Consider the following 21,288-nt stretch of genomic DNA (forward strand, 5'->3'; position numbering starts at 1 on the left):
CTGGCTGATTGGTAGGCGCGGGGGGCCGCCCAGACCGATGCTCGCGAAGCTGGCTAATAAAAGCTTCGCGGGCATGGCCCGCTGCTACGACGAGAGCCGTGGCTATTCGGCCGCGGCTTGACCCAGCTCGTTCAGTGCGTCCGGTTGATTCTTGAAGGCCTTGGCGAATACTTCGCGGTTCTTGGCCATGAAGATACCCAGCTCTTCGCCTTGCTGCTCGTTCAGCGAAGGCACGGCCTTCTGCAATACGTCGGTGAGCAGCTCGGCCAGTTCGAGCATTTTGTCATGACGGTCGGCTTCGGCTTTATCCATGAATAAACGCTCCAGATCCCGGCTGCTGCGGTACACCACTTCGACGGCCATTCATCACCTCTACGCCTTCACGCTAATGGGTTGCAATAAACTGTTCATATATACAGTGCTGGCGCAGTGTAAAGCAGACGACTGAGCCTGGCTAGTGCATCGATCACAGGTTTGTCCATGCACTAGACTTACAGAGTGAACAGTCGCCTCTTGCATGCTAGACGGGGCTGGGAAGGCTCGCACAATCTGCGTCGATTACTCCGGTAGGCGCGGGCTGCAGCGGTAGGCGGGGGCTGGCGTCGATTCTCGGGCCAACGTCAGGAGGTGCATCATGAGCATGGCCAACCGTTTGCAAAACTACTTGTCCGAGCAGCACTCCCACTACGACATGCTGCAACACGATCCCTCGATGACCGCCCGGGAAGCGGCTCGGCGCGCCGGTGTGCCGCCGCATCTGGTGGCCAAGTCGGTGATTCTCGACGACTTTCAGGGCCACTGGCTGATGGCGGTGGTGCCGGCGACTCACTTGGTCGACCTCAACAAGGTGCGCAAACTGACCAAGCGCCACTGGCGGCTGGCGCGGGAAAACGAGATCGTCGCGCGTTTCAGCGACTGCGCGAACGGTGCGATTCCGCCGGTGGGCAGCGCCTTCGAGATGGAAACCCTGATCGACGAATCGCTGACGGCGCTCCAGGACCTGTATTTCGAGTCGGGCGATCATGAAGGTCTGGTGCATATGAGTGCGGAACAATTTCTCCAGCTCATGCCAACCGCCCAGTGCGGGCCTATCAGCGAATAGCCTGAGGTGGGCGGCACCGCGCTGTGCGGCGGTGCCCGGCTGCGCGGGGCGTGGCTTATTGCCGCACAGCGCGCTTCTCGGCCGTCTGGCTGGCCCTCATCCTGCATAATCCAACCGTCACCTGCGGGGCCGATCATGCTGGAGAGCCCACTGCCGAGGAGTTGCATCTTGAAATTGAATTGGGCCGAGACCCTGCGTGAAAACCTGCATGGCCTGGCCGAATCGCTCGGCAACCTGCTGGTCGAGAGCTTCCACTACCTGGCTCTGTTCGCCATTGGCGGGGCCACTGCCTGGGCGGCGGTGATGGCGTTCAGCGACATGGTCGACAAGGGCCACACCACGGTCGATGACATCCTGTTGCTGTTCATCTACCTCGAACTGGGGGCGATGGTCGGGATCTACTTCAAGACCAACCACATGCCGATCCGTTTCCTGATCTATGTGGCGATCACCGCGCTGACCCGTTTGCTGATCTCCGACGTGTCGCACCACCATCGCCCGGATATGGGCGTGGTGCTGATTTCCGGGGCGATTCTGTTGCTGGCATTGGCAATTCTGGTGGTGCGCTATGCCTCCGCGCGGTTCCCCTCGGTGCAAACCGATGGACCGCGCATGCGCCACAACCCGGCCGACAATGCGGCAGAGAAGGATGATGGCCAGGACGATGGTTGAGGGCCGGTCCTCTGCTGTCATATGCCTGGGGCTGTTCCGCGCTGATCCGCACCCATGGGCGATCCGCCCTCGGAACCAACGCCGGCCGGTGGAGGCCAGCGGGCAGGGCAAGGGTCGGTCTAGTCGGCGCTAGGGCTGTGCAGCTGCGGGATCATCGGCCACTCGTTCGGTCATGCCGTCGGGCTTCGCTTGCTCGTCCATGCGGATGCGTCTGGAGAAATCCGCGGCAGCGTCTGCGGCCTGCGCCCGGGCATTGATATGGGCGCGGCGCTTGACCTCGGCGAACGACAAGCCGGCGCTGTCGAGCAAGCCGTGTTTGTAGAGCAGCTGCGGTACATAGCCGCTGGCAATTATTCGCCAGTCGAGCGCTAGGTGCTGCGGGTTGACCCGGGAGTTCAGCCACATGCCGGTGGTGCAGTTGGTGGTCAGGCTGTTGTAGAACTCGGGTTGCTGATGCAATGCGTTGATGCGCTCGATGTACTCCAGGAACAACTGTCGACCTTGCTCGATGGGGGCGCGCAGCTTGTAGAGGTAAACCTCTTCGGGCGGGTTGCGCCGGTAGTTGGTGCGCAGCCGGATCACGTCGCGCTCGTCGGCCACCACGTAGTACAGCTCGTACTGGCGGAAGAAACCCTTGAGGGTGGAGTAGCTCTCGCCCTTTTCCTTGCGCGTCTCGATCGACATGGCCAGGTGATCGCCGTCGCCAAAGTCGAAGCTGAGAAACACGTGGGCAATGGCCGGGCCCATCCAGTAGGACGCGACCAGATCCACCCCTTGCAGCTTGGCCAGGTCGAAGCGTTTGTCGTACCAGGCCGGCGTGAAGTCGGTCTCGCTGCGGTAGTCGAAGTTGCGGATGTTGTGCACGGTAACCAGGTCGCCCTCGATGGTCGCATAAGGCAACACCGCCACGTCCGTCTGCCAGTCGCGCTGGTTGGAGGGTTCGAGGCGGTGCCAGCAGGCCAGCAGGCCGGCGAACTGAACCAGATAGACCGCCAGGGTACGCCAGCGCCAGCGGCGCAGGCCCAGGGCAATCAGGGCGGCCAGCGACACGACGGCCACTGCGCCTGCCAGGCTGTAGCGCAGCAGCGCGTCCGGCGGCCCGGCATAGAGGATCATCAGCACGCCCCAGCCACCGCCCAGCGCGATCAGCAAACCGAGCAGTAGCCGAGCGAGCGCCATGGCGCAGCGGGTCAGGGGTGTTCTCATGGCGGGGCCTCGTGGTGATGCGTTGACGGGCGTATAGCACAACTGAGTGCAGGCTGCGTCGTGCGTGGGGGCTCTCGTCAGTCTGGAACGCTGCCGCAGGTCACGCCGCGACCGCCCGAGAATGTCATGGATTCGCGGTGGGGCTCAGTCGCTCAAGGGGGCGAACAGCGCCGCCAGGTCGTCTTCGCTCATCTGCCACTGCGCCTGGCTGCCGCCTTCCAGCAGGCCGCGCGCCAGGTTGGCCTTGGCCTGCTGCAGGTGCTGGATCTTCTCTTCGACACTGCCGCGGGCGATCAGCTTGTAGACGAACACCGGCTTGTCCTGGCCGATGCGGTAGGCGCGGTCGCTGGCCTGGGCTTCGGCGGCGGGGTTCCACCAGGGATCGAAGTGGATCACGGTGTCGGCAGCGGTGAGGTTGAGGCCGGCGCCGCCGGCTTTCAGGCTGATCAGGAACACCGGAAACTCGCCGGCCTGGAACTGCTGCACCGGGGTGCGCCGATCCTGGGTGCTGCCGGTGAGCTTGGTGTAGCCGATCCGGCGTGCCTGCAGTTCGGTTTCGATCAGCGCCAGCATCGAGGTGAACTGGGAGAACAGCAGCACCTTGCGGCCTTCCTCGACCAGTTCTTCGAGCATCTCCAGCAAGGCGACGAGCTTGCCCGAATCGCTGCTTTTCAGCTGCGCGTCGTCATCGCCGAGCAGGCGCAAATCGCAGCAGGCCTGGCGCAGGCGCAACAGCGCTTCGAGGATGACGATCTGGCTGCGGGCCAGACCCTGGCGGGCGACTTCATCGCGGACCTTCTTGTCCATCGCCAGGCGCAGGGTTTCGTAGCGGTCGCGCTGGGCGGCGCTCAGTTCGACCCAGTGGGTCACCTCGGTCTTGGGCGGCAGCTCGCGCGCCACCTGTTCCTTGGTGCGGCGCAGCACGAAGGGCTTGATCCGTCCGCGCAGGTGCGCCAGGCGCTGCTGGTTGGCCTGCTTCTCGATCGGGGTGCGGTAGTCGCGGGCAAAGCTCTTGCTGTCGCCGAGCCAGCCGGGCATGAGGAAATTGAACAGCGACCAGAGTTCGCCCAGGTGGTTTTCCAGCGGGGTGCCGGTCAGGCACAGGCGCTGGCGTGCCTGCAGTTGGCCGGCCGCCAGCGCGGCCTTGCTGCGCGGGTTCTTGATGTTCTGCGCTTCGTCGAGAATCAGCAGGTGATACGGCTGCGCCGCCAGCGCCTTGAGGTCGCGCGGCAATAGGGCATAGGTGGTCAGGACGATGTCGTGTTCGCCGATCAACTGGAACAGCGGGCGGCGTTTGGCCCCGTACAGAGCCTGCACCTTGAGCTGCGGGGTGAAGTGTGCGGCTTCGTCCTGCCAGTTAGGAATCAGGCTGGTGGGCATGACGATCAGCGCTGGTCGGTCCAGGCGCCCGGCTTGTTTCTCACTGAGGATATGCGCCAGGGTCTGCAGGGTCTTGCCCAGGCCCATGTCGTCGGCCAGTACTCCGCCGATTTGCAGTTCGCCAAGTGCCTGCATCCAGGCCAGGCCATGCAGTTGGTAGGGGCGCAGGGTGGCCTGCAAATCCGCTGGCGGGTTGACCTCCTGCAAGGTGTGCGCCTGCAGGCGCTGGGCAAAGCCGCGCAGCTGCTCGCCACCCTGCCAGTTCAGCGCCGGGCCTCGTTCCAGTTCGCTCAGGCGTGCGGCGTCGGCGCGTGGCAGGCGCAAGCGCTGGCCGGACTCGCCCGGTTCGCGGAAAAACAGTTCGCCCAGGGTGGTCAGCAAGGGCTTGAGGCGAGCGAAAGGCAGGGCGATGTGCTTGTGGCTCTGCGGCAGGTTGACCAGCAGTATTTCCTCATCCTGGCGCTGGGCCAGGGCCTCGCCATTGAGCAGCCAGGGTTTGTGGCGGATCGCCTGCAGCAGGATCGGCAGCAGGCTGATGCGCTGGCCTTCGACTTCGATGCCCAGCTCCAGGTCGAACCAGTCGTGTTCGGGCGTTTCTTCGATTGTCGCGTACCAGTCGTCGACCTGCGCCAGGTTGTAGCGAAATTCCGGCTGCAGCTCGATCCGCCAACCCTGCGCGCGCAGCAGCGGCAATTGCTGCTGGACGAAACCGAGCCAGGCCGCCTCGCCGGGCAACTCGAAGTGTTCGCCGGGATGTTCGGCCAGGGCCTCGCTCTGACGCAGGGCGGGCTGCAGGCCGGCGTCTTCCAGGCGCTGGCGCAGTGCCGCCTCGGCGGCGGCATCGCGGATGATGCGCAGGCTCAGGCCCGGGCTCTGCCGCACCAGCAGGTCGTTCGCCAGTTTACCGTAGGCCAGCTGGCCCTGGTAATCGAAGGCCAGGGCGGCGCGGTGCTGGGTCTGCTCGAGCATGCGGCCCTTGCGCGCATCGAAATGCACCCGCACGTGGCTGCCGAGCATCAGTACGGGTTGCGGCGCGATGCCCTCCAGGCGCTGTTCGACGACATCGGCCGGGATGTCTATCAGCGGGCTGAGATCGATACCCGCCAGTTGCTGGCGTTCCAGGGTCAGCAGGGCGGCGACCACGTGCTTGCAGTTGAACCCCACCGGGCAGCTGCAGTGGCCGTTGACGCTCCAGCCCTGGGGGAAGGACTGCAGGTTGATGCGCTGCTGGTAGGTCTGCGCGCCCGAGCCGCGACAGCTGGCCAGCAGGGTCTCGCCCTTGAGACTGAGCAGGGTGCTGCGGCCCTGCTTGGCATAGTCGAGCCCGCGACTGAAGTCCCCAGCGCGAAATGCCGGGCGCCAGTCGGCCTGGCGCAGATGCAGAACATCCAGGGCCATCATGGCAAATCAGCGGCAGTGGGGGCGAGTCTGGACATGGCGGTGTCGGGTGGCTGCAAAGCCAATGATTCTGGCACAGCTGGCGCTGGATTAGCAGGCGCTTACACAATCTGCCCGGCGCCGGCCGACACGCAGCAACCCAGCGTGTCGGCAGTCGCGCAGCAGTATGCCGTCTCCTGGCAAGCGGCGACCGCTTAGCCGCCGAGCGCCATGCGGTACTGTCCTGGCGTTGCGGCAAAGGCCTGGCGAAAGCGGTTGCTGAAGTGGCTGGCGCTGGCAAAGCCGCAGGCCAGGGCGATCTCGCCCAGCGGCAGGCGGCTGCCGTGCAGCAGCTGCCGGGCGCGTTCGAGGCGGCGCGCCAGCAGATAACGGTGTGGCGGCAGGCCGAAGCTCAGGTGAAACATCCGCGCGAAATGGTACTCGGACAAGGCACAGAGCCCGGCCAGCTGACCCAGGCTCAGCGGCTCGGCCAGATGCGCCTCGATGTACTCGCGCAGCCGCCGGCGTTGCACCGGTGCCAGGCCTCCGCTCAGGCGCAGGCCATCGCGCCGGCCGACCTGGAACAGCAGGGCATGGTTGAGCAGCTCGTGGGCCAGGCTGCTGGTCAGCAGGCGCTCGCTGGGCTCCAGCCAGTTCAGGCGGCTCAGCTGGCGAAAGCGCTGGGCCTGCTGCGGGTCGTCGAGGAAGGTGGCTTCGCGCAGTTGCAGTTCGCGCGGCTCGCGGTCGAGCAGGCGCAAGGCGCCGAGGGCAAATTGCTCCTGGCTGACATACAGGTGGACCAGGTTGATCTCGCCGTTGATCACCCAGGCCGACTGATGCCCGGCCGGCAGGGTGCACAGCTTGTCCGGTGCGCCCTTGCTGTCCGGGCGCTCGCGGCGAAAGGTGCCGGTGCCGCCGGCCAGGTAGCAGGACAAGGTATGGTGGCTCGGCGCCTGGTAGTCGCGGGTATCGTGGCAATTGCTCCACAGTGCCGCGGCCAGGCCATCGCCCAGCTCGGCGCTGTGCAACAGCCTGGAATTGGGTGAACTGGCCATGGACTGGAAGACCTGGCTTTGCTCGAGCTGTGACATGGGCATTTCCTCTGCCACGCCATGCTACCGCGGTCGCGGCGCTCTGCCAGCTATGCCAGCGAGAAAAGCGCAAGTTTAGGCAAGTGCCGCAACTCGTGCGCCGGACAGTCTTGTCATTTATCCAGGCTTCGGGCAGGGTCGAGTGAATGCCCTGATCCTCACAGGAGTCACTCATGTCAGACCGCTACCCGGATATCGACCCCGATGGCTTGATCGAATACTCGGTGGTCTACACCGACCGTTCCCTCAACCACATGTCGCAACTGTTTCAGCAGGTGATGAACGACATCTCGCGCACGCTCAAGCAGGTCTACCACGCCCACGCGGTGGCGATAGTGCCCGGCAGTGGCACCTTCGGCATGGAGGCGGTGGCGCGTCAGTTGGCCACCGGGCAGAAGTGCTTGGTGATCCGCAACGGCTGGTTCAGCTATCGCTGGTCGCAGATTCTCGAGATGGGCAATATTCCGGCCGAGGCTCTGGTGCTCAAGGCCCGGCCGATCGAGAGCGGGGCCCAGGCCGCCTTCGCCCCGCCGCCGATTGCCGAAGTGCTGGCGAGCATCGCGGCAGAAAAGCCGCAGGTGGTGTTCGCCCCCCATGTCGAGACGTCCTCGGGGATGATTCTGCCGGATGACTACCTGCGCGCCGTCGCCGATGCCGTGCACGCTGTCGGCGGTCTGTTCGTCCTCGACTGCATCGCCTCCGGGGCGCTCTGGGTCGACATGCAGGCGTGCGGCATCGATGTGCTGATCAGTGCGCCGCAGAAGGGCTGGAGCGGTTCCCCCTGCTGTGCCCTGGTGATGCTCAGCGAGGCGGCCCAGCAGCGGGTCGAGGCGACCCAGAGCAGCAGTTTCGCCTGCGACCTGAAGAAGTGGCTGCAGATCATGCAGGCCTACGAGCAGGGCGGCCATGCCTACCACGCCACCATGCCGTGCGATGCCCTGGCGCGTTTTCGCGATGTGATGCAGGAAACCGAAGGCCTGGGCTTCGCCAAGATTCGTGCGAGCCAGCAGGAACTGGGTGATCGGGTGCGCGCGCTATTGACCCGCAAGGGCTTCAAGAGCGTCGCCGCGGCCGGCTTCCAGGCGCCCGGGGTGGTGGTCTGCTACACCGACGATGGCGAGATCAAGAGCGGCAAGAAGTTCGCCGTGCAAGGCCTGCAGATCGCCGCCGGGGTGCCGCTGCAGTGCGACGAACCGGCAGACTTCCAGACCTTCCGCATCGGCCTGTTCGGCCTCGACAAGCTGACGCACATCGAGCGCAGCGTCGACACCCTGGAACAGGTGCTGGACAAGATCGCCCAGGGCTGAGCGGCGGGCGAGGGCCGGCCTCAGTTCGATTGCCGGAATGCTCTGCAGGCGGCCAGGCCTCGCCTGCTGCGCTAGTCCAGGGCCCAGCGCAGGGCGGCGCGCACCGCCGCCTCGTCGGCGACGCTATCCACCCGGCGCGCCTGGCCCTCGAAGGCCTGCCAGGACGGCGCATCCCAGATCCGCGTGCTCAGGCGCGCCTTGAGCAGCTGGCGCACGCGCGGCCAGTCGCCCAGTTGCAACGCGGCCATGACCATGAACTGGTCATACAGGTCCTGCTGCAGATGGCTCGCGCCCAGGTCGCCGTGTGCCTGGCGCACCGCCAGTAGCTGGGCCAGCGCTTCGCCGGGCAGGCCCTGGTAGAAGGCCGCCCCGGCTCGGGCGAGTTGCTGGGCCAGCGCCGCCTGGGCGCAGTGCGCCGCGGCCGTGCCCAGGTAGTCGAGCGTCGCCTGCACCGCCGATACCCGTCCGCTGCGCGTCAGGGCCATGACGTGGTGCAGGGCGGTGAACCACACCGTGCTCTGCGTGGCATTGCGCAGAGACGCCTGCGCCAGCCGTTCCCAGCGCTGCGGGCCGACCTCGATGCCCTGGAACTCCAGGCGCGCCAGCAGCGAGGCGCCGTTCTGCACATCCAGGTAAAAGGTCGACGACTGCGGATAGACCTTGCGATCGAACAGCTCGAGCACCTCATCGAACTGGCCCAGGGACAGCTTGAACAGGCTCAGGTGCCACCACAGGTGACCGCGAAACAGGTTGTAGTTGTCGAGAAAGCCCGCCGCATCCTCGAGCAGCTCGCGGCCTTCCTGCACGCGACCCTGCATCTCCAACACATGGCTCAGGCCATGCAACGCCCACAGGTCCTGCGGCTGCACGGCTAGCGCCGCGCGCGCGAAGCGCTCGGCCACTGCGTACTGGCCAACTTCCTCCAGGGCGAAGGCATGGGCCGAGAGGAAGTGCGCGTAGCCGGGGATGCCTGCGGACCAGCTGCCGGCAACCCCCGCGCTCACCTCGGCCTGGTGGCGCTTGTCGCCGCTCCAGAACAGCGTGCCGGTGTGCTGACGCAGCGCCAGCAGGTCCAGCGGCCAGTCGACCAGCACCTGCTCCCAGGCCGCCGCCCGCGCGGCGAAGTCCTGGGCAATCCAGGCGCGCAGGGCTTCCTGATGCAGGCGCTCGCGGGGCGTGGCGGGCAGGGCCTCGGCCGCGAGCAGCTGCTGCCGTGCTTTGGGGTGAGCATCGAGGGTGCCTTCGGTCATCAGCGAGTAGCCCATCAGCACATGGGCCATGACGAATTCCGGACACTCCTGCAGCAGCAGCCCCAGGCGGTCCGATACGCCCAGGCGGTAGTAGTAGAGGTCGTCGATCAGGCTCTCGAAGCGCTCGGCGGCCGCGCCATCGGCCCCGCTCAGCGGCAGCCCCCGCGCATCGGTGGTGTCAGCGTGCGACATAAGTGGTGACCTCTCTTGAGCGACGCGAAGGGGTGAGGGCCAGGGTGTGGCTGTGCACAAACGCGTCAAGCCGCAAGCGCAGCGGGCGCGACGGCCTCCTGGGGGTACCGGGTAACTATAGGCAATAGCGGCTTGGACGCGGTCGCGCGCGCCGTGCCGTTGAAGGCGCCGCGTTGTCCGGCTTCTGTTGTGGAGCAGGTGGTCGCGCCAGGCGGCTCCCCTTGTCTTGGCGCGACACAGGGGAATACTTGCCGATGGTGCGATGCGGTGATTCGTTGCGTAAAAGTTGAGGGCTGGAATCGGCCAAAAAGCGGCCATTGAGAGCCTACCAAATCAGGGGCGATTCAGTTTTACTATCCAGCTCACTTCATTCTCATGAAACAATATGGGGTCGCTGCGTCGGGCTCGTCGCTTGTCCTGTTCGGAGATGCCTCTTGATGAAAAAATATTTGCCCCCGCTCAACTGGTTGCGGGCATTTGAGTCTGCTGCCAGGCACCTCAGCTTTACCCTTGCCGCGCAGGAGTTGAATTTGACTCAGGCGGCTATAAGTCAGCAGATCAAGGGGCTCGAGTCTAAGTTGGGTGCTGTTCTCTTCAAGCGTCGACCAAAGGGGTTGGAGCTCAGCGAAGCTGGACAAGCCTATCTGCCGGCAGTCCATGAGGCTGTCGAGCGACTGGCGGCTGCTACAGATGAGATTTTCGGACAGGGACATAAGAAAGTACTGACCGTGCGGGTCAATCTGGTGTTTTTCATTCATTGGTTGGCGATACGTCTGCCAGAGTTTCGCAAGTTGCATCCGGGGGTAAATCTGCACATCACCAGCAATATTTGGGTGTCCGAGGTTGATGTTGAGGCCGACTTAGAAATCCGTCACGGACATGGCCAGTGGCCGGGGCTGAAAGCAGAGAGGCTTACCTGGGACTTGCTGGTGCCGGTTTGTGCACCCTCGCTGGCCACGGAGCAAAAACCGCTAAACACCCCCAAAGACCTTGCCCATCATGAGTTGCTGCATGTCCTTGGCTATGAAGAGGGCTGGGGATACTGGTTAAAGAAGGCTGGTTCAGAGCACGTTGACTCTTCCCAAGGATTGCAATTCGACACACTGATCTCTGCCCTTAAAGTGGCAGAGTTGGGTCAAGGTGTTGCTTTGGCTCGCTCGTCATTGGTTGAGCAGAAGCTTGCAGAGGGCACTTTAGTCGCCCCTTTCAAGCAGCGCTTCACCACCCAGGAAGCGTTCTACTTGGTGTATTCCCCCCACAGTACTGCTAACCCGCAGGCAGCCGCGTTTATCGCCTGGCTCATTGCCGAAGCCGAGGCTGCGAAACGCAGCAACTGACGCTGTAAAAACCAACCAAACATCTCATTCAAGGCATGTGAAACGGGCCTTTGGGTGTTGTGCCCGGTAACTATCCCACTCCCCTCCGCAGACCGTGTCGTCGCGCCAAAAAACGCGATATGTCAGCGCGCGCGCGTATAAGAAAATCTGTGTTGCCATAAATAAAACAGACCCGCCAGGTCTTTTTATATTGCTTTTCCTATTCCTGTAATTGCCCGAAAGTTGTGCCCAGATCGTCATCCAGACCTCGTACCAGCATCTCGCGAGGCCCTCGGCGACAAACCACAAAAACAAGAAAAGCGCGCGTTTTAGCGCGTTTTGAAAAGTGATGGTGAATCATGGGACAGCTGAGTCAACTACCCCTGCGTAACGTCAAAGTCATCGACTTTGGTCAATACATTGCGGGCCCTGCGGTGGCCATGATCCTTGCGGATCTTGGCGCTACGGTCATTCATATCGATCCTCTGACCGGGCCGCTATGGGACAGTCCAGCCAACGCGGTGCTCAACCGCAACAAGCACTGCTTACAACTCGACCTCAAGTCAGCCGAGGGCCTGCAGAACGCTAGGGCGCTGATCGCCAGTGCCGATATTTTGATCGAGAACTTCCGCCCTGGCGTCATGCGCCGCCTGGGTCTGGACTTTGCCGAGTTACGCCGTCAGCGTCCTGAACTGATCACGCTATCCATTCCCGGTTTTGCTACAAACGATGAGCTGCGCCGTGACTGGCGCGCCTACGAGTCGATCATCGCCTCGGCCTCCGGGGTGTTTACCGATATGGGCCAGAACCGCGTGCTGATGGGAATTAACCCAAGCTTTTCGCCCCTGCCGTTAGCGTCTTCTTACGGCACCATGCTCGCGGTCTCTTCTGTGGTACTCGCCCTGCAAGCACGCCAAAGCAGCGGTATGGGGGATGAAATAGAGGTTCCGTTGGCCGCCGCGGTGATGGAAGGCCTGTCATACAACTCGATCAAGATCGACGGTTATCCACTGCGCTACAAGACCTTGCGCGAGAAGGAAATCGAGCGCCGGCGCGCCGAGAATCTGCCAATGAACCTCACCTACGAGGATCTTCAGGAGTATCTCGATCCGTTCTACCGCACCTATGAATGTGCCGATGGCCGCAAGTTCTATGCGGTCTGTCCATCCCATCGCTCGCACGCTAAACGCTGCTTGCAAGCCATGGGACTGTACGAAGAAATGCTGGCTGCCGGCTTGCCTAAAGTCGAGGACCCTTACCTGCCGCTGGCCCAGTGGGAAGGCGATGCGTCCCTCGGTGTTTACCCGTTGCCGGAGTATTGGGCGAAGCGCATCTCGGTGCGCATGAAGGAAGTGTTTCTTACTAAAACAGCTGCTGAATGGGAAAAGATATTTGGTGAGGGCCAGTTCCCTGGCGCGCCACATCGCACGACCCAAGAATGGTTGCATGATGAGCATGCCAACACAGCCGGTTTGGTCGTCGATGTCGACGATCCGCAGTACGGCGTGATGAAGCAGCCCGGTGCAATTTCCTGGCTGGAAGACAGTGCAGATCAAATGTTGGCGCCTCAAGCACGACGCGCTGTTAGTTTTGAGGAAGCCCTAGCCGCTCTCGATGCATGCGCTACAGCAGCGCTTCCTGCACCAGCAGAAAAGGCCGGCGGTTGGCTTGAGGGTGTGCGCATTCTCGATCTGACCAATGTAATCGCAGGGCCACATTCCACGTCATTTCTTGGCCGCTTTGGTGCCGACGTAATCAAGCTCGATCCGACCACGCCGAACTACGACCCATGGAATACGGTGGTCTTCGGTATGTCGTCGGCGCGGGGCAAGCAGAGCATTCTGGTTGACCTGAACCAGCCTGATGGTCGCGAAGTATTCAATAACTTGGTGCGTTCGGTAGACATCATCGTAATGAACGCTCCAGATCGTCAGCTCGCCCCGCTGGGCTTGGACGAGGCCAGCCTGCAGGCAGTAAATCCTGGCGTCATCTTCTGCCAATTGGACTGTTTCGGTGGTCCTCGTCGAGGGCCACGTACCGACTACTTGGGGTACGACGACCTGATTCAAGCAACTACCGGCATCATGCTGCGCTTTGGCGGCGGTATGCAGACCCCAGAGGAGCATGCTCACGTTGGCACTATCGATGTCATGTGCGGTTTCGCTGCCGCGTTAGGTATTGCCACAGCGCTCTACCAAAAAGCAGTAACAGGCCGAGTCAGTAGAGCACGCACATCGTTGGCATCACTTGGCAACCTGGTGCAGATCCCGTTCTGCTTCGACTATGCCGGTCGCGCGCCTTTCGACGAGCCGGCCGGCCGAGATGCTGTGGGCTATAGCGACTTGTCACGTTTTTATCGCACCTCAGACGACTGGCTGTACCTAGACAGTCATGTGGGTGAATTGGAGCGTTTGGCGCACGTAGAGGGCTTAGCTGGCCTGGTCGAGTCAAATGATCGCGCCGCTTTTCTTAACCGCGCTTTGATGTCCGCAACTTCAGCTACTTGGCAGCGCCGTCTACAGGCCGTCGATATTGCGGCAGCTGTGCCTGACAACCTCGACAACCTGCGTCAACGCTACAGCCGTCCTGCAGATGGCCTACCTGGCACGGACAACGGAAGCTACTCGTTCAGCGTATATGCCGATCACCCCAGCGGCCGCTGCGTCACCCAGCTTGATCCATTTGCCATTCGCCCACGTCTTGCCCCTATTCGCGCACTGTCGCCAGCGGAGAAGTTTGGCACCTCGACACGCAGAGTTCTTCGCGACTTTGGCTACAGCGAAACCCAAATTGACGCACTCATCGCGAGCAAAAGCATCGGCGAATGCTGGAGTGAGGAGTATCTGCCGAGCTAAGTAAAAGAATCATAAGGGCGCTCTGGAATACAACTGCCTTGTACGTCAGAGCGCTATCACCCTGAAGTGACCTAAACGAGAACCACCATGACCAATAAATATAAAAAAGCTGTGCCAAACACCCGCCGCTCCTTTTATGGCCCGCAACGCTTATGCATACAGAGCAACCACGGCTAGTACGCAATTAGCATCCGCGGACTACGACCCAGGCAACCGCTTGATAGACGTCAGCGTAGTCAGCCTACAAGAGGAGAGTTTTCACGATGAGTAACATACACAACGGCTCAGCCCTCGATGGACGAGTGTTCTGGCCTTCGATTGCAGTCATTCTCGGCATCACCATCCCACTGGTTGTGTTTCCCGAATCAGGCAACCTGATCATCAAACAGTTATTCGGTTTTGCCACCGGTAACTTTGGCTGGCTCTATTTGCTTAGCGGCCTGGGTGCGGTGCTGTTTCTGCTGTGGCTCGCATTAGGCCGCTATGGCAACGTGCGCCTGGGCCGCGCGGAAGATGTGCCCGAGTTTTCCTACTTCAGTTGGATTGCCATGATTTTCTGTGGCGGCATCGGTATTGCCATCGCCAACTGGGCCTGGGTTGAGCCGATCTACTACTTCGATGGCCCGCCGCTAGGCATCGCCGCCAAAAGCAAGGAAGCCGCCGAGTGGGCACTGGCCTATGGGCAGTTCCACTGGGGGCTCACACCTTGGGCCTTCTACTGCCTGCCGGCGATTCCGATTGCCTATTCCATGTATGTCCGTCGTCAGCCAGGCGTGCGCCTGTCAGTCGCGGCACGCGGGGTATTGGGCGATAAGGCGGATGGCTGGCTGGGAACCCTGCTCGACACCGTGGTGGTGTTCGGCATCGTCGGCGGCGTTGGCACCTCCCTGGGCCTGGCTGTGCCGTTGGTATCAACCTTGGCCTCTGATGTGTTCGGCCTGCAGCCGTCGTTTGGCTTCGACATGCTTATTCTTGGCCTGTGGACTGCCATGTTCGGTGCCAGTGTTTGGTTTGGCCTGAGTAAAGGCATCAAGATTCTCAGCGATATCAACGTCTATTTGGCCGTACTACTACTGCTCTTTGTTCTAGCGATCGGCCCGACCCTGTTCATCGTTAACGGCTGGTCAAACAGTGTGGGTTTAATGGTCAACAACTTCATTCATATGAGCTTGTGGACCGACCCGATAGCCAAGGGAAGCTTCCCCCAAGATTGGACTGTATTTTACTGGGCTTGGTGGATTGCCTATGCGCCCATGATGGGACTGTTTGTTGCGCGTATTTCTCGTGGCAGAACAATCCGTGAGTTGGTGTTCGCTGAGTTGGTTTGGGGCAGCTTGGGTTGCTGGGTGTTCTTCGCGGTATGGGGCGGTTATGCCCTGGATCTGCAGCTGTCCGGAGTGCTGGATGTCAGCGCCATTCTCAACCAGCAAGGTATTCCGGCGACCGTACTTGCGATCCTGAAAACCATGCCGATGGCCGATGTGATCATCGCCGGATTTGTCCTGCTGTGTTTCGTGTTTCTCGCCACAACTCTTGACTCGGCGGCTTATGTGCTGGCTTCGGTCACGTCGAACAAGTTGTCCGGATATGAGGAACCCCGCCGCTGGATCCGCATTACCTGGGCATTGTTGCTAGCGATAGTCGGTATTGGCTTGATCAAGGTTGGTGGCCTCAAGGCGGTGCAAACCTCAACCATTATCGTTGCTTTGCCGCTTATTCCCGTGCTGGTGATCCTTGCTTGGTCGCTGCTACGCATGCTCAAGCAGGATTTTGGTACACGCCTGAGTTCACCGGTACTGATTGTCGATGGCCCTGCATTACCTGCCCAGGGCATGCCTGCTCCAGACCTCATTACTCAGCCATTCGGTGCCACGCCTAATCCTGCAGCACCACTGGGGTCACGACCCTAGTAACCAACCGGGTGCCACAACTACCTACACGGCACCCAACTTTTTGAAATAACGCATGGGTCGGCCTGTCCGTACCTAGGGGACGACTCATGCCTAAGAAAACTGGAGTTGATATGTCCAATCAAGTGATTCTGCCTCGAATCATGCAGCTCGGTGCCGGCGCCAGCGAGGCGATCCCCAATGTGCTCACCAGTCTTGGCTGTTCGAGACCGTTGTTGATCACCGACAGAATGATGGTGCAGCTAGGTTACGCAGACCGTATTCAGGAAACCTTGGCAGCAAGCGGGATGACCGCGGAAATTTTCGCTGACACCGTTCCGGAGCCTACCGTCGACTCGATCCAGGCCGGTGTAGCCAAGGCCCGCTCTGGCAATTACGACAGCATCATTGCACTCGGCGGCGGTAGCCCAATCGACAGCGCCAAGGCCATCGGCATCTTGGCCAAGCTGGGCGGTGAAATGCGCGACTACAAGTTTCCGCGTAACGTCACCGAGTCCGGCCTGCCGATCATTGCGGTACCGACCACCGCCGGCACCGGTTCTGAGGTGACGCGTTTCACCATCATCACGGATGAAAAGACCGACGAAAAAATGCTCTGCGTCGGCATCGGCTTCATGCCTGTAGCCGCATTGGTCGACTACACGCTGACCCTTAGCCTGCCACCTCGGGTAACCGCCGATACCGGCATTGATGCGCTGACTCACGCCATCGAAGCCTACGTCAGCCAGAAAGCCAATCTTTACAGTGACAGCCAAGCGCTGGCGGCCATGCGTCTGATCGGCCCAAACCTGCGCAAGGTGTTCCACTCCGGGCAAGACAGCGCGGCGCGAGAAGCGCTGATGCTTGGCTCGACCCTCGCTGGGGTAGCCTTCTCCAGCGCGTCGGTAGCGCTAGTGCATGGCATGAGTCGGCCTATTGGTGCGTTCTTCCATGTACCCCATGGGTTGTCCAACGCCATGTTGCTGCCTAGCGTCACCGCGTTCTCTATGCCTGCCGCCGCAGAGCGTTACGCCGACTGCGCACGCGCCATGGGCGTCGCCACCGCGCAAGACAGTACCGCTGCCGCCAACGCCAAGTTGCTGACTGAACTACAGGCGCTCAACGACGAGCTGCAAGTACCGACGCCAGAACAGTTCGGCATCGACCGTGAGCGCTTCTTCGAGCTGATGCCAACCATGGCGCAACAAGCGCTGGCGTCCGGTTCGCCGGGCAACAACCCGCGCGTTCCCACGGTGGAACAGATGGTCGAGATTTACCGCAGCCTCTGGTAATCGATTTATCTAAGCTTCTAGCGGCCATTTGCCGTTACATCAACATATCAGGAGTAAACGCATGAACATCGTAGGTCACCTTATCAACGGCCAGATCAGTACAGATGCCGAGCGCCTTCAGGACGTCTTCAATCCATCCACCGGGCAAGCAGAGAAGCAGGTTGCTCTGGCTTCCAGGCAAACTGTTGAGGCCGCCATTGCCGCTGCCGAAGCTGCTTTTCCAGCCTGGCGCAACACACCACCGATCAAGCGCGCGCGAGTGATGTTCCGCTTCAAGGAATTGCTCGAGCAGAATGCTGACCGCATCGCGCAAATGATCGGTGAGGAACACGGAAAGATCTCTCACGATGCACTGGGCGAGCTGCAACGCGGTATCGAAAACGTTGAATACGCCTGTGGTGCGCCTGAGTTGCTCAAAGGTGAACACAGCAAAAACGTCGGCCCCAATATCGACTCGTGGAGCGAGTTCCAGCCCCTAGGTGTGGTGGCCGGTATCACGCCGTTCAACTTCCCCGCGATGGTGCCGTTGTGGATGTTCCCGATGGCCATCGTCTGTGGCAACTGCTTCATCCTCAAACCGTCTGAGCGTGACCCTAGCTCGACCCTGTTCATCGCTCAGTTGTTGCAGGAAGCAGGTTTGCCTAACGGCGTGATGAACGTAGTCAACGGCGACAAAGTAGCGGTGGATACGCTGCTCAACGATGAACGCATTCAAGCCGTAAGCTTTGTTGGTTCGACCCCGATTGCGGAATACATCTACAAAACGGCCAATGCCAACGGTAAGCGCTGCCAGGCGTTGGGCGGTGCTAAAAACCACGCCATCGTGATGCCCGATGCCGATATGGATAACGCCGTCAACCAGCTGCTCGGTGCCGCCTTTGGTTCCTCCGGCGAGCGTTGCATGGCTTTGTCGGTAGCCGTGGCGGTGGGTGATGCCGCTGCCGATGCGCTGGTCGAGAAAATGCAAAAAGCCATGCAGTCGCTAAAGGTCGGCGCCTACTCGGAAAAGAGTAACGACTTCGGCCCAGTGATCACCAAAGCGCACCAACAGAAGGTAGTGGGCTATATCAACAGCGCCGAAGAGCAGGGCGCAACAATCGTGGTGGACGGCCGTAACCCCAAGGTGGCTGGCTATGAAAACGGCTTCTTTGTTGGCGGCACACTGATCGATAACGTCAACGCGCAGATGCTCAGCTACAAAGAAGAGATTTTTGGCCCGGTGCTGCAAGTGGTGCGCGTTAACAGCATGCAGGAAGCCATGGACTTGATCGATGCTCACGAGTACGGCAACGGTACCTGCATCTTCACTCGCGATGGCGAAGCGGCGCGTTACTTCTCGGATAACATCAAAGTCGGCATGGTCGGCATCAACGTACCACTGCCGGTGCCAGTGGCCTATCACAGCTTCGGCGGCTGGAAACGTTCGTTGTTCGGCGATCTGCATGCATACGGCCCAGATGCAGTGCGCTTCTACACCAAACGCAAGACCGTTACTCAGCGCTGGCCATCTGCAGGCGTACGCGAAGGCGCCGAGTTCTCCATGCCGACCATGAAGTGAAGATGCATTGCTGACGTTTGACTAATAGTCTGCCGTGCCTCCTTTGTATGGAGGTACGGCAGACCTAAAATCGGTAACCGCCGCACAGCCTCCTCTAGTGGCCTGTTTGGCAAATTCACTTAGTCAATTTCGGCGCCTAAGGCCCCGATACGGCGTTGCTGATCCTCGCCATAGCCGGCTATGACTCGTCACAGCGCCTTGTCTCAGAACCTCAGGCATCCGAACTTGAGTTAACCCACTTACCAAACAGGCCACTAGACCCACTCGTTACACATGCCAAACCGGTAGCCTTGGGGTATCTTTTATTTTTTCTGTTGCAATTAAAGACGATCGGTCTAATATGCCGTTATGACTATTTCTAAACCACAGGTCCGTCGAGGCCGCCCGCCAAAAGTTGCCCGTGAGCACGCTGAAACACTAGAGATTTTGCTTCGTTGTGGCATGGAGGTACTGACCGAGCAAGGTTTTGCTGCCACCGGAATCGACACTGTCCTCAAGCGGATCAGTGTGCCCAAGGGCTCGTTCTATCACTACTTCGACAGTAAGGAAGCCTTCGGGCAGGCGGTGTTGCGTCGTTATGCCGATTACTTTGCCCGGAAACTGGATCGCTGGTTGCTGAATGAAACAGAGCTTCCCCTCCAGCGCCTACGAAACTTTGTCGAGGACGCCAAATCGGGCATGACCAGACATGAGTTCCGTCGGGGTTGTCTGGTTGGAAATCTTGGTCAGGAGATTGTTGTCCTGCCCGAGAGCTTTCGTAATGAATTGGAGGACGTGCTGCTCGATTGGCAGAGGCGTCTGGCTATCTGTTTGCGGCAGGCGGTCAGCCAAGGGCAGATAGACGCAGATAGTGACTGCGAGGAACTAGCGGCCTTTTTCTGGATTGGTTGGGAGGGTGCGGTTTTACGCGCCAGGCTGGTGCAGGAGGTGCGGCCACTGGATGTATTCATTGATGGATTTCTCACCGGCATTACGCGGTGATTTTTCGCCATTTAATAGACGATCGGTCTAAATGAGGGGCTAGCAATGTTTAAGGCAATTCTTGTTGATAAAGACGCAGATGTTTACCGAGCAAACTTGATCGAGCTGGAGGATGCGCAGCTGCCAGATGGGGATGTCACCGTTCGTGTGGCCTACAGCACACTGAACTACAAAGATGGACTGGCTATCAGTGGCAGTAGCCCGGTAGTTCGTAGGTTTCCAATGATTCCCGGTATTGATCTGGCCGGAACCGTTGAATCCAGCAATCACCCTGCATACAAGGCTGGTGATCGGGTTCTGCTCAATGGATGGGGCGTGGGTGAAGGGCATTGGGGCGGATTGGCGCAGAAGGCAAGACTCAATGGTGACTGGCTGATTCCTCTGCCTGAAGCGTTAAGCGAGCGCCAGGCAATGGCAATCGGAACAGCAGGTTATACCGCAATGCTCTGCTTGATCGCTTTAGAGCGCCACGGCCTGACGCCAGCATGCGGTGATGTTTTGGTAACGGGTGCCAATGGTGGAGTAGGTAGCTTTGCCATCGCATTGCTGGCACGTAAAGGCTACTCCGTGATTGCTGCAACGGGCCGACCTGCGGAAAGTGAGTACCTAAAACGCCTAGGTGCAACGTCCATAATTGAGCGTGCCGAGTTGTCCAGCCCGGGACGTGCATTAGCAAAAGAGCGTTGGGCTGCTGCGATCGATTCAGTCGGTAGCCATACCCTTGCTAACGTATGTGCGGGTACTCGCGCAGATGGTTTGGTTGCCGCATGCGGTCTGGCTCAAGGCATGGACTTTCCATCGACGGTAGCGCCTTTTATCCTGCGTGGCGTGAGCCTGCTAGGCATCAACAGCGTGACCCGTCCTTATAAGGAACGTGTCGAAGCATGGCAACGTCTTTGCACTGACCTGGATCTGGCGCAATTGGATGAAATTACCCGAGAGATAGGTTTGAGTGATGCTATAGCGGTTTCCCAGGAATTGCTTGAAGGCAAAGTTCGAGGGCGTGTGGTGGTGAACGTGAATAGGTAAACACCAGAAGTTGAGCGGTAGGTTGACGCGGAATTAATCGACCGAGTTTCGTCGTCACTGTTAATGGCCGCTTCTGGCCGATTACGGACTGCCGCAAAGGGCTGCAATCGGCCACTTACCACTCTTCGGGCTGCCTGATCATCGCCACACGCGCCCTGCCAGTGATCTAGCTGCTCGGCGCAGAGGGCAAGTGATTTTAATCCTTGGTCTGTGCCTCAGCGGTATCGACGGCCTTAACCTGATTACGCTCTTTCGGCGTTTTCTGATTACGCCGTGCTTGTCCGCGCTGGCGCTTAGCCTGCTGCTTCGCATGCAGCGCCTGAGCCGCCGTTACCATACCAACTGCCTGGCCGCTTAAGTCCAAGCGGGGCGCATTCTCCGTCATGCTTGCCCAATATCGACTTCCTCGGCACCAGGTAGCAATGCCCTGCTTGAGCTGTTCGCTGGATATTCCGAGCAGCTCTAGGTGTTGCTCGGCATCCTTTAAAATACCTTCCTTAAGCGGAACCTTGGGAGCCGGATTGACCGGGAAGGCCAATGGAAAGTGCTTCTGCAAGCGCCAGATCGCCTCCACAGCAGGATCTTGCTCGTGAGGCTTCGCCTGCACAGAAGGCTTGCGTACAGGTTGCTTCGCACTCTCAGTCTTTACTTGCACTTTTTCGGCCCGTAGGCGGTCGCGTAGCTCAGCTAGTTGTTCAAAACCCATCGTTTAGTTCACAGCCATATGATTGATTCATGGTGCAAGGTTATCCCATGCAGTCTTTTGACGCAGCCTGGCCGTTCACTGCCTG

The 21,288-nt window shown here is 60.4% G+C and carries 16 protein-coding genes; 10 read left to right on the forward strand and 6 right to left on the reverse strand.

Features of this window, described 5'->3' with window-relative positions; all coding sequences use genetic code 11:
- Positions 1-102 precede the first annotated feature (102 nt).
- Positions 103-363, reverse strand: coding sequence for a YebG family protein (locus PH586_RS12345; protein WP_271348061.1), 261 nt, complete (start codon positions 361-363; stop codon positions 103-105).
- Between the two features lie 271 nt (positions 364-634).
- On the opposite strand from PH586_RS12345, the gene PH586_RS12350 reads away from it, so the two are divergent.
- Both PH586_RS12350 and PH586_RS12355 read left to right on the forward strand, forming a co-directional pair.
- Complete coding sequence (locus tag PH586_RS12350; RefSeq protein ID WP_271348062.1) at positions 635-1,102, forward strand: aminoacyl-tRNA deacylase; 468 nt, start codon at positions 635-637, stop codon at positions 1,100-1,102.
- Between the two features lie 168 nt (positions 1,103-1,270).
- Positions 1,271-1,774: a phosphate-starvation-inducible protein PsiE gene (locus PH586_RS12355; RefSeq protein ID WP_271348063.1), complete on the forward strand. Its 504-nt coding sequence runs from the start codon at positions 1,271-1,273 to the stop codon at positions 1,772-1,774.
- A gap of 129 nt (positions 1,775-1,903) precedes the next feature.
- Here the strand turns inward: PH586_RS12355 and PH586_RS12360 are convergent, their stop codons facing one another.
- The 3 genes from PH586_RS12360 to PH586_RS12370 all read right to left on the reverse strand — a co-directional run bounded on the left by PH586_RS12360 (position 1,904) and on the right by PH586_RS12370 (position 6,828).
- A complete protein-coding gene (locus PH586_RS12360; protein WP_271348064.1) occupies positions 1,904-2,980 on the reverse strand; it encodes an Lnb N-terminal periplasmic domain-containing protein in 1,077 nt (358 codons plus the stop codon).
- Between the two features lie 144 nt (positions 2,981-3,124).
- The gene (locus PH586_RS12365) at positions 3,125-5,758 is read right to left on the reverse strand and encodes a DEAD/DEAH box helicase (protein ID WP_271348334.1); all 2,634 of its coding nucleotides are present in this window, start codon (positions 5,756-5,758) and stop codon (positions 3,125-3,127) included.
- A 194-nt stretch (positions 5,759-5,952) separates the two neighbouring features.
- Positions 5,953-6,828 carry an AraC family transcriptional regulator gene (locus PH586_RS12370; RefSeq protein WP_271348065.1) on the reverse strand — a complete coding sequence of 292 codons (876 nt, stop codon included), beginning with the start codon at positions 6,826-6,828 and terminating at the stop codon, positions 5,953-5,955.
- 173 nt (positions 6,829-7,001) lie between these two features.
- On the opposite strand from PH586_RS12370, the gene PH586_RS12375 reads away from it, so the two are divergent.
- Positions 7,002-8,135 carry an aminotransferase class V-fold PLP-dependent enzyme gene (locus PH586_RS12375; protein WP_271348066.1) on the forward strand — a complete coding sequence of 378 codons (1,134 nt, stop codon included), beginning with the start codon at positions 7,002-7,004 and terminating at the stop codon, positions 8,133-8,135.
- Between the two features lie 71 nt (positions 8,136-8,206).
- On the opposite strand, the gene PH586_RS12380 is transcribed toward PH586_RS12375, so the two are convergent.
- Positions 8,207-9,577 (reverse strand): tetratricopeptide repeat protein, encoded by a 1,371-nt coding sequence (locus PH586_RS12380; protein ID WP_271348067.1) that lies wholly within the window; start codon positions 9,575-9,577, stop codon positions 8,207-8,209.
- A 434-nt stretch (positions 9,578-10,011) separates the two neighbouring features.
- Here PH586_RS12380 and gcvA point away from each other — a divergent pair, with 434 nt between their 5' ends.
- The 7 genes from gcvA to acuI all read left to right on the forward strand — a co-directional run bounded on the left by gcvA (position 10,012) and on the right by acuI (position 20,497).
- Positions 10,012-10,914: a transcriptional regulator GcvA gene (gene gcvA / locus PH586_RS12385; protein WP_271348068.1), complete on the forward strand. Its 903-nt coding sequence runs from the start codon at positions 10,012-10,014 to the stop codon at positions 10,912-10,914.
- 338 nt (positions 10,915-11,252) lie between these two features.
- Positions 11,253-13,748 (forward strand): CoA transferase, encoded by a 2,496-nt coding sequence (locus tag PH586_RS12390; RefSeq protein WP_271348069.1) that lies wholly within the window; start codon positions 11,253-11,255, stop codon positions 13,746-13,748.
- Between the two features lie 263 nt (positions 13,749-14,011).
- On the forward strand, positions 14,012-15,658 hold the full coding sequence (locus tag PH586_RS12395) for a BCCT family transporter (protein WP_271348070.1): 1,647 nt from the start codon (positions 14,012-14,014) through the stop codon (positions 15,656-15,658).
- A gap of 113 nt (positions 15,659-15,771) precedes the next feature.
- Complete coding sequence (locus PH586_RS12400) at positions 15,772-16,929, forward strand: iron-containing alcohol dehydrogenase (protein ID WP_271348071.1); 1,158 nt, start codon at positions 15,772-15,774, stop codon at positions 16,927-16,929.
- Positions 16,930-16,990: 61 nt separating this feature from the next.
- Positions 16,991-18,487: a CoA-acylating methylmalonate-semialdehyde dehydrogenase gene (locus PH586_RS12405; RefSeq protein WP_271348072.1), complete on the forward strand. Its 1,497-nt coding sequence runs from the start codon at positions 16,991-16,993 to the stop codon at positions 18,485-18,487.
- A gap of 348 nt (positions 18,488-18,835) precedes the next feature.
- A complete protein-coding gene (gene acuR / locus PH586_RS12410; RefSeq protein ID WP_271348073.1) occupies positions 18,836-19,468 on the forward strand; it encodes an acrylate utilization transcriptional regulator AcuR in 633 nt (210 codons plus the stop codon).
- Positions 19,469-19,513: 45 nt separating this feature from the next.
- Positions 19,514-20,497: an acrylyl-CoA reductase (NADPH) gene (acuI, locus tag PH586_RS12415; RefSeq protein WP_271348074.1), complete on the forward strand. Its 984-nt coding sequence runs from the start codon at positions 19,514-19,516 to the stop codon at positions 20,495-20,497.
- 196 nt (positions 20,498-20,693) lie between these two features.
- Here the strand turns inward: acuI and PH586_RS12420 are convergent, their stop codons facing one another.
- Positions 20,694-21,203 (reverse strand): ProQ/FinO family protein, encoded by a 510-nt coding sequence (locus PH586_RS12420; protein WP_271348075.1) that lies wholly within the window; start codon positions 21,201-21,203, stop codon positions 20,694-20,696.
- Positions 21,204-21,288: the final 85 nt, after the last annotated feature.

Origin of the sequence: Pseudomonas aestuarii (assembly GCF_027988105.1) — a bacterium.
In the GTDB taxonomy this organism is placed as follows: Bacteria; Pseudomonadota; Gammaproteobacteria; order Pseudomonadales; family Pseudomonadaceae; genus Aquipseudomonas; species Aquipseudomonas aestuarii.

What these genes read in the sequence shown, in the direction of transcription:
- PH586_RS12345 (WP_271348061.1), bottom strand. Translation starts at nt 363, where the DNA reads ATGGCCGTCGAAGTGGTGTACCGCAGCAGCCGGGATCTGGAGCGTTTA.
- PH586_RS12350 (WP_271348062.1), top strand. Translation starts at nt 635, where the DNA reads ATGAGCATGGCCAACCGTTTGCAAAACTACTTGTCCGAGCAGCACTCC.
- PH586_RS12360 (WP_271348064.1), bottom strand. Translation starts at nt 2,980, where the DNA reads ATGAGAACACCCCTGACCCGCTGCGCCATGGCGCTCGCTCGGCTACTG.
- PH586_RS12365 (WP_271348334.1), bottom strand. Translation starts at nt 5,758, where the DNA reads ATGGCCCTGGATGTTCTGCATCTGCGCCAGGCCGACTGGCGCCCGGCA.
- PH586_RS12370 (WP_271348065.1), bottom strand. Translation starts at nt 6,828, where the DNA reads ATGTCACAGCTCGAGCAAAGCCAGGTCTTCCAGTCCATGGCCAGTTCA.
- PH586_RS12375 (WP_271348066.1), top strand. Translation starts at nt 7,002, where the DNA reads ATGTCAGACCGCTACCCGGATATCGACCCCGATGGCTTGATCGAATAC.
- PH586_RS12380 (WP_271348067.1), bottom strand. Translation starts at nt 9,577, where the DNA reads ATGTCGCACGCTGACACCACCGATGCGCGGGGGCTGCCGCTGAGCGGG.
- PH586_RS12390 (WP_271348069.1), top strand. Translation starts at nt 11,253, where the DNA reads ATGGGACAGCTGAGTCAACTACCCCTGCGTAACGTCAAAGTCATCGAC.
- PH586_RS12395 (WP_271348070.1), top strand. Translation starts at nt 14,012, where the DNA reads ATGAGTAACATACACAACGGCTCAGCCCTCGATGGACGAGTGTTCTGG.
- PH586_RS12400 (WP_271348071.1), top strand. Translation starts at nt 15,772, where the DNA reads ATGTCCAATCAAGTGATTCTGCCTCGAATCATGCAGCTCGGTGCCGGC.
- PH586_RS12405 (WP_271348072.1), top strand. Translation starts at nt 16,991, where the DNA reads ATGAACATCGTAGGTCACCTTATCAACGGCCAGATCAGTACAGATGCC.
- acuR (WP_271348073.1), top strand. Translation starts at nt 18,836, where the DNA reads ATGACTATTTCTAAACCACAGGTCCGTCGAGGCCGCCCGCCAAAAGTT.
- acuI (WP_271348074.1), top strand. Translation starts at nt 19,514, where the DNA reads ATGTTTAAGGCAATTCTTGTTGATAAAGACGCAGATGTTTACCGAGCA.
- PH586_RS12420 (WP_271348075.1), bottom strand. Translation starts at nt 21,203, where the DNA reads ATGGGTTTTGAACAACTAGCTGAGCTACGCGACCGCCTACGGGCCGAA.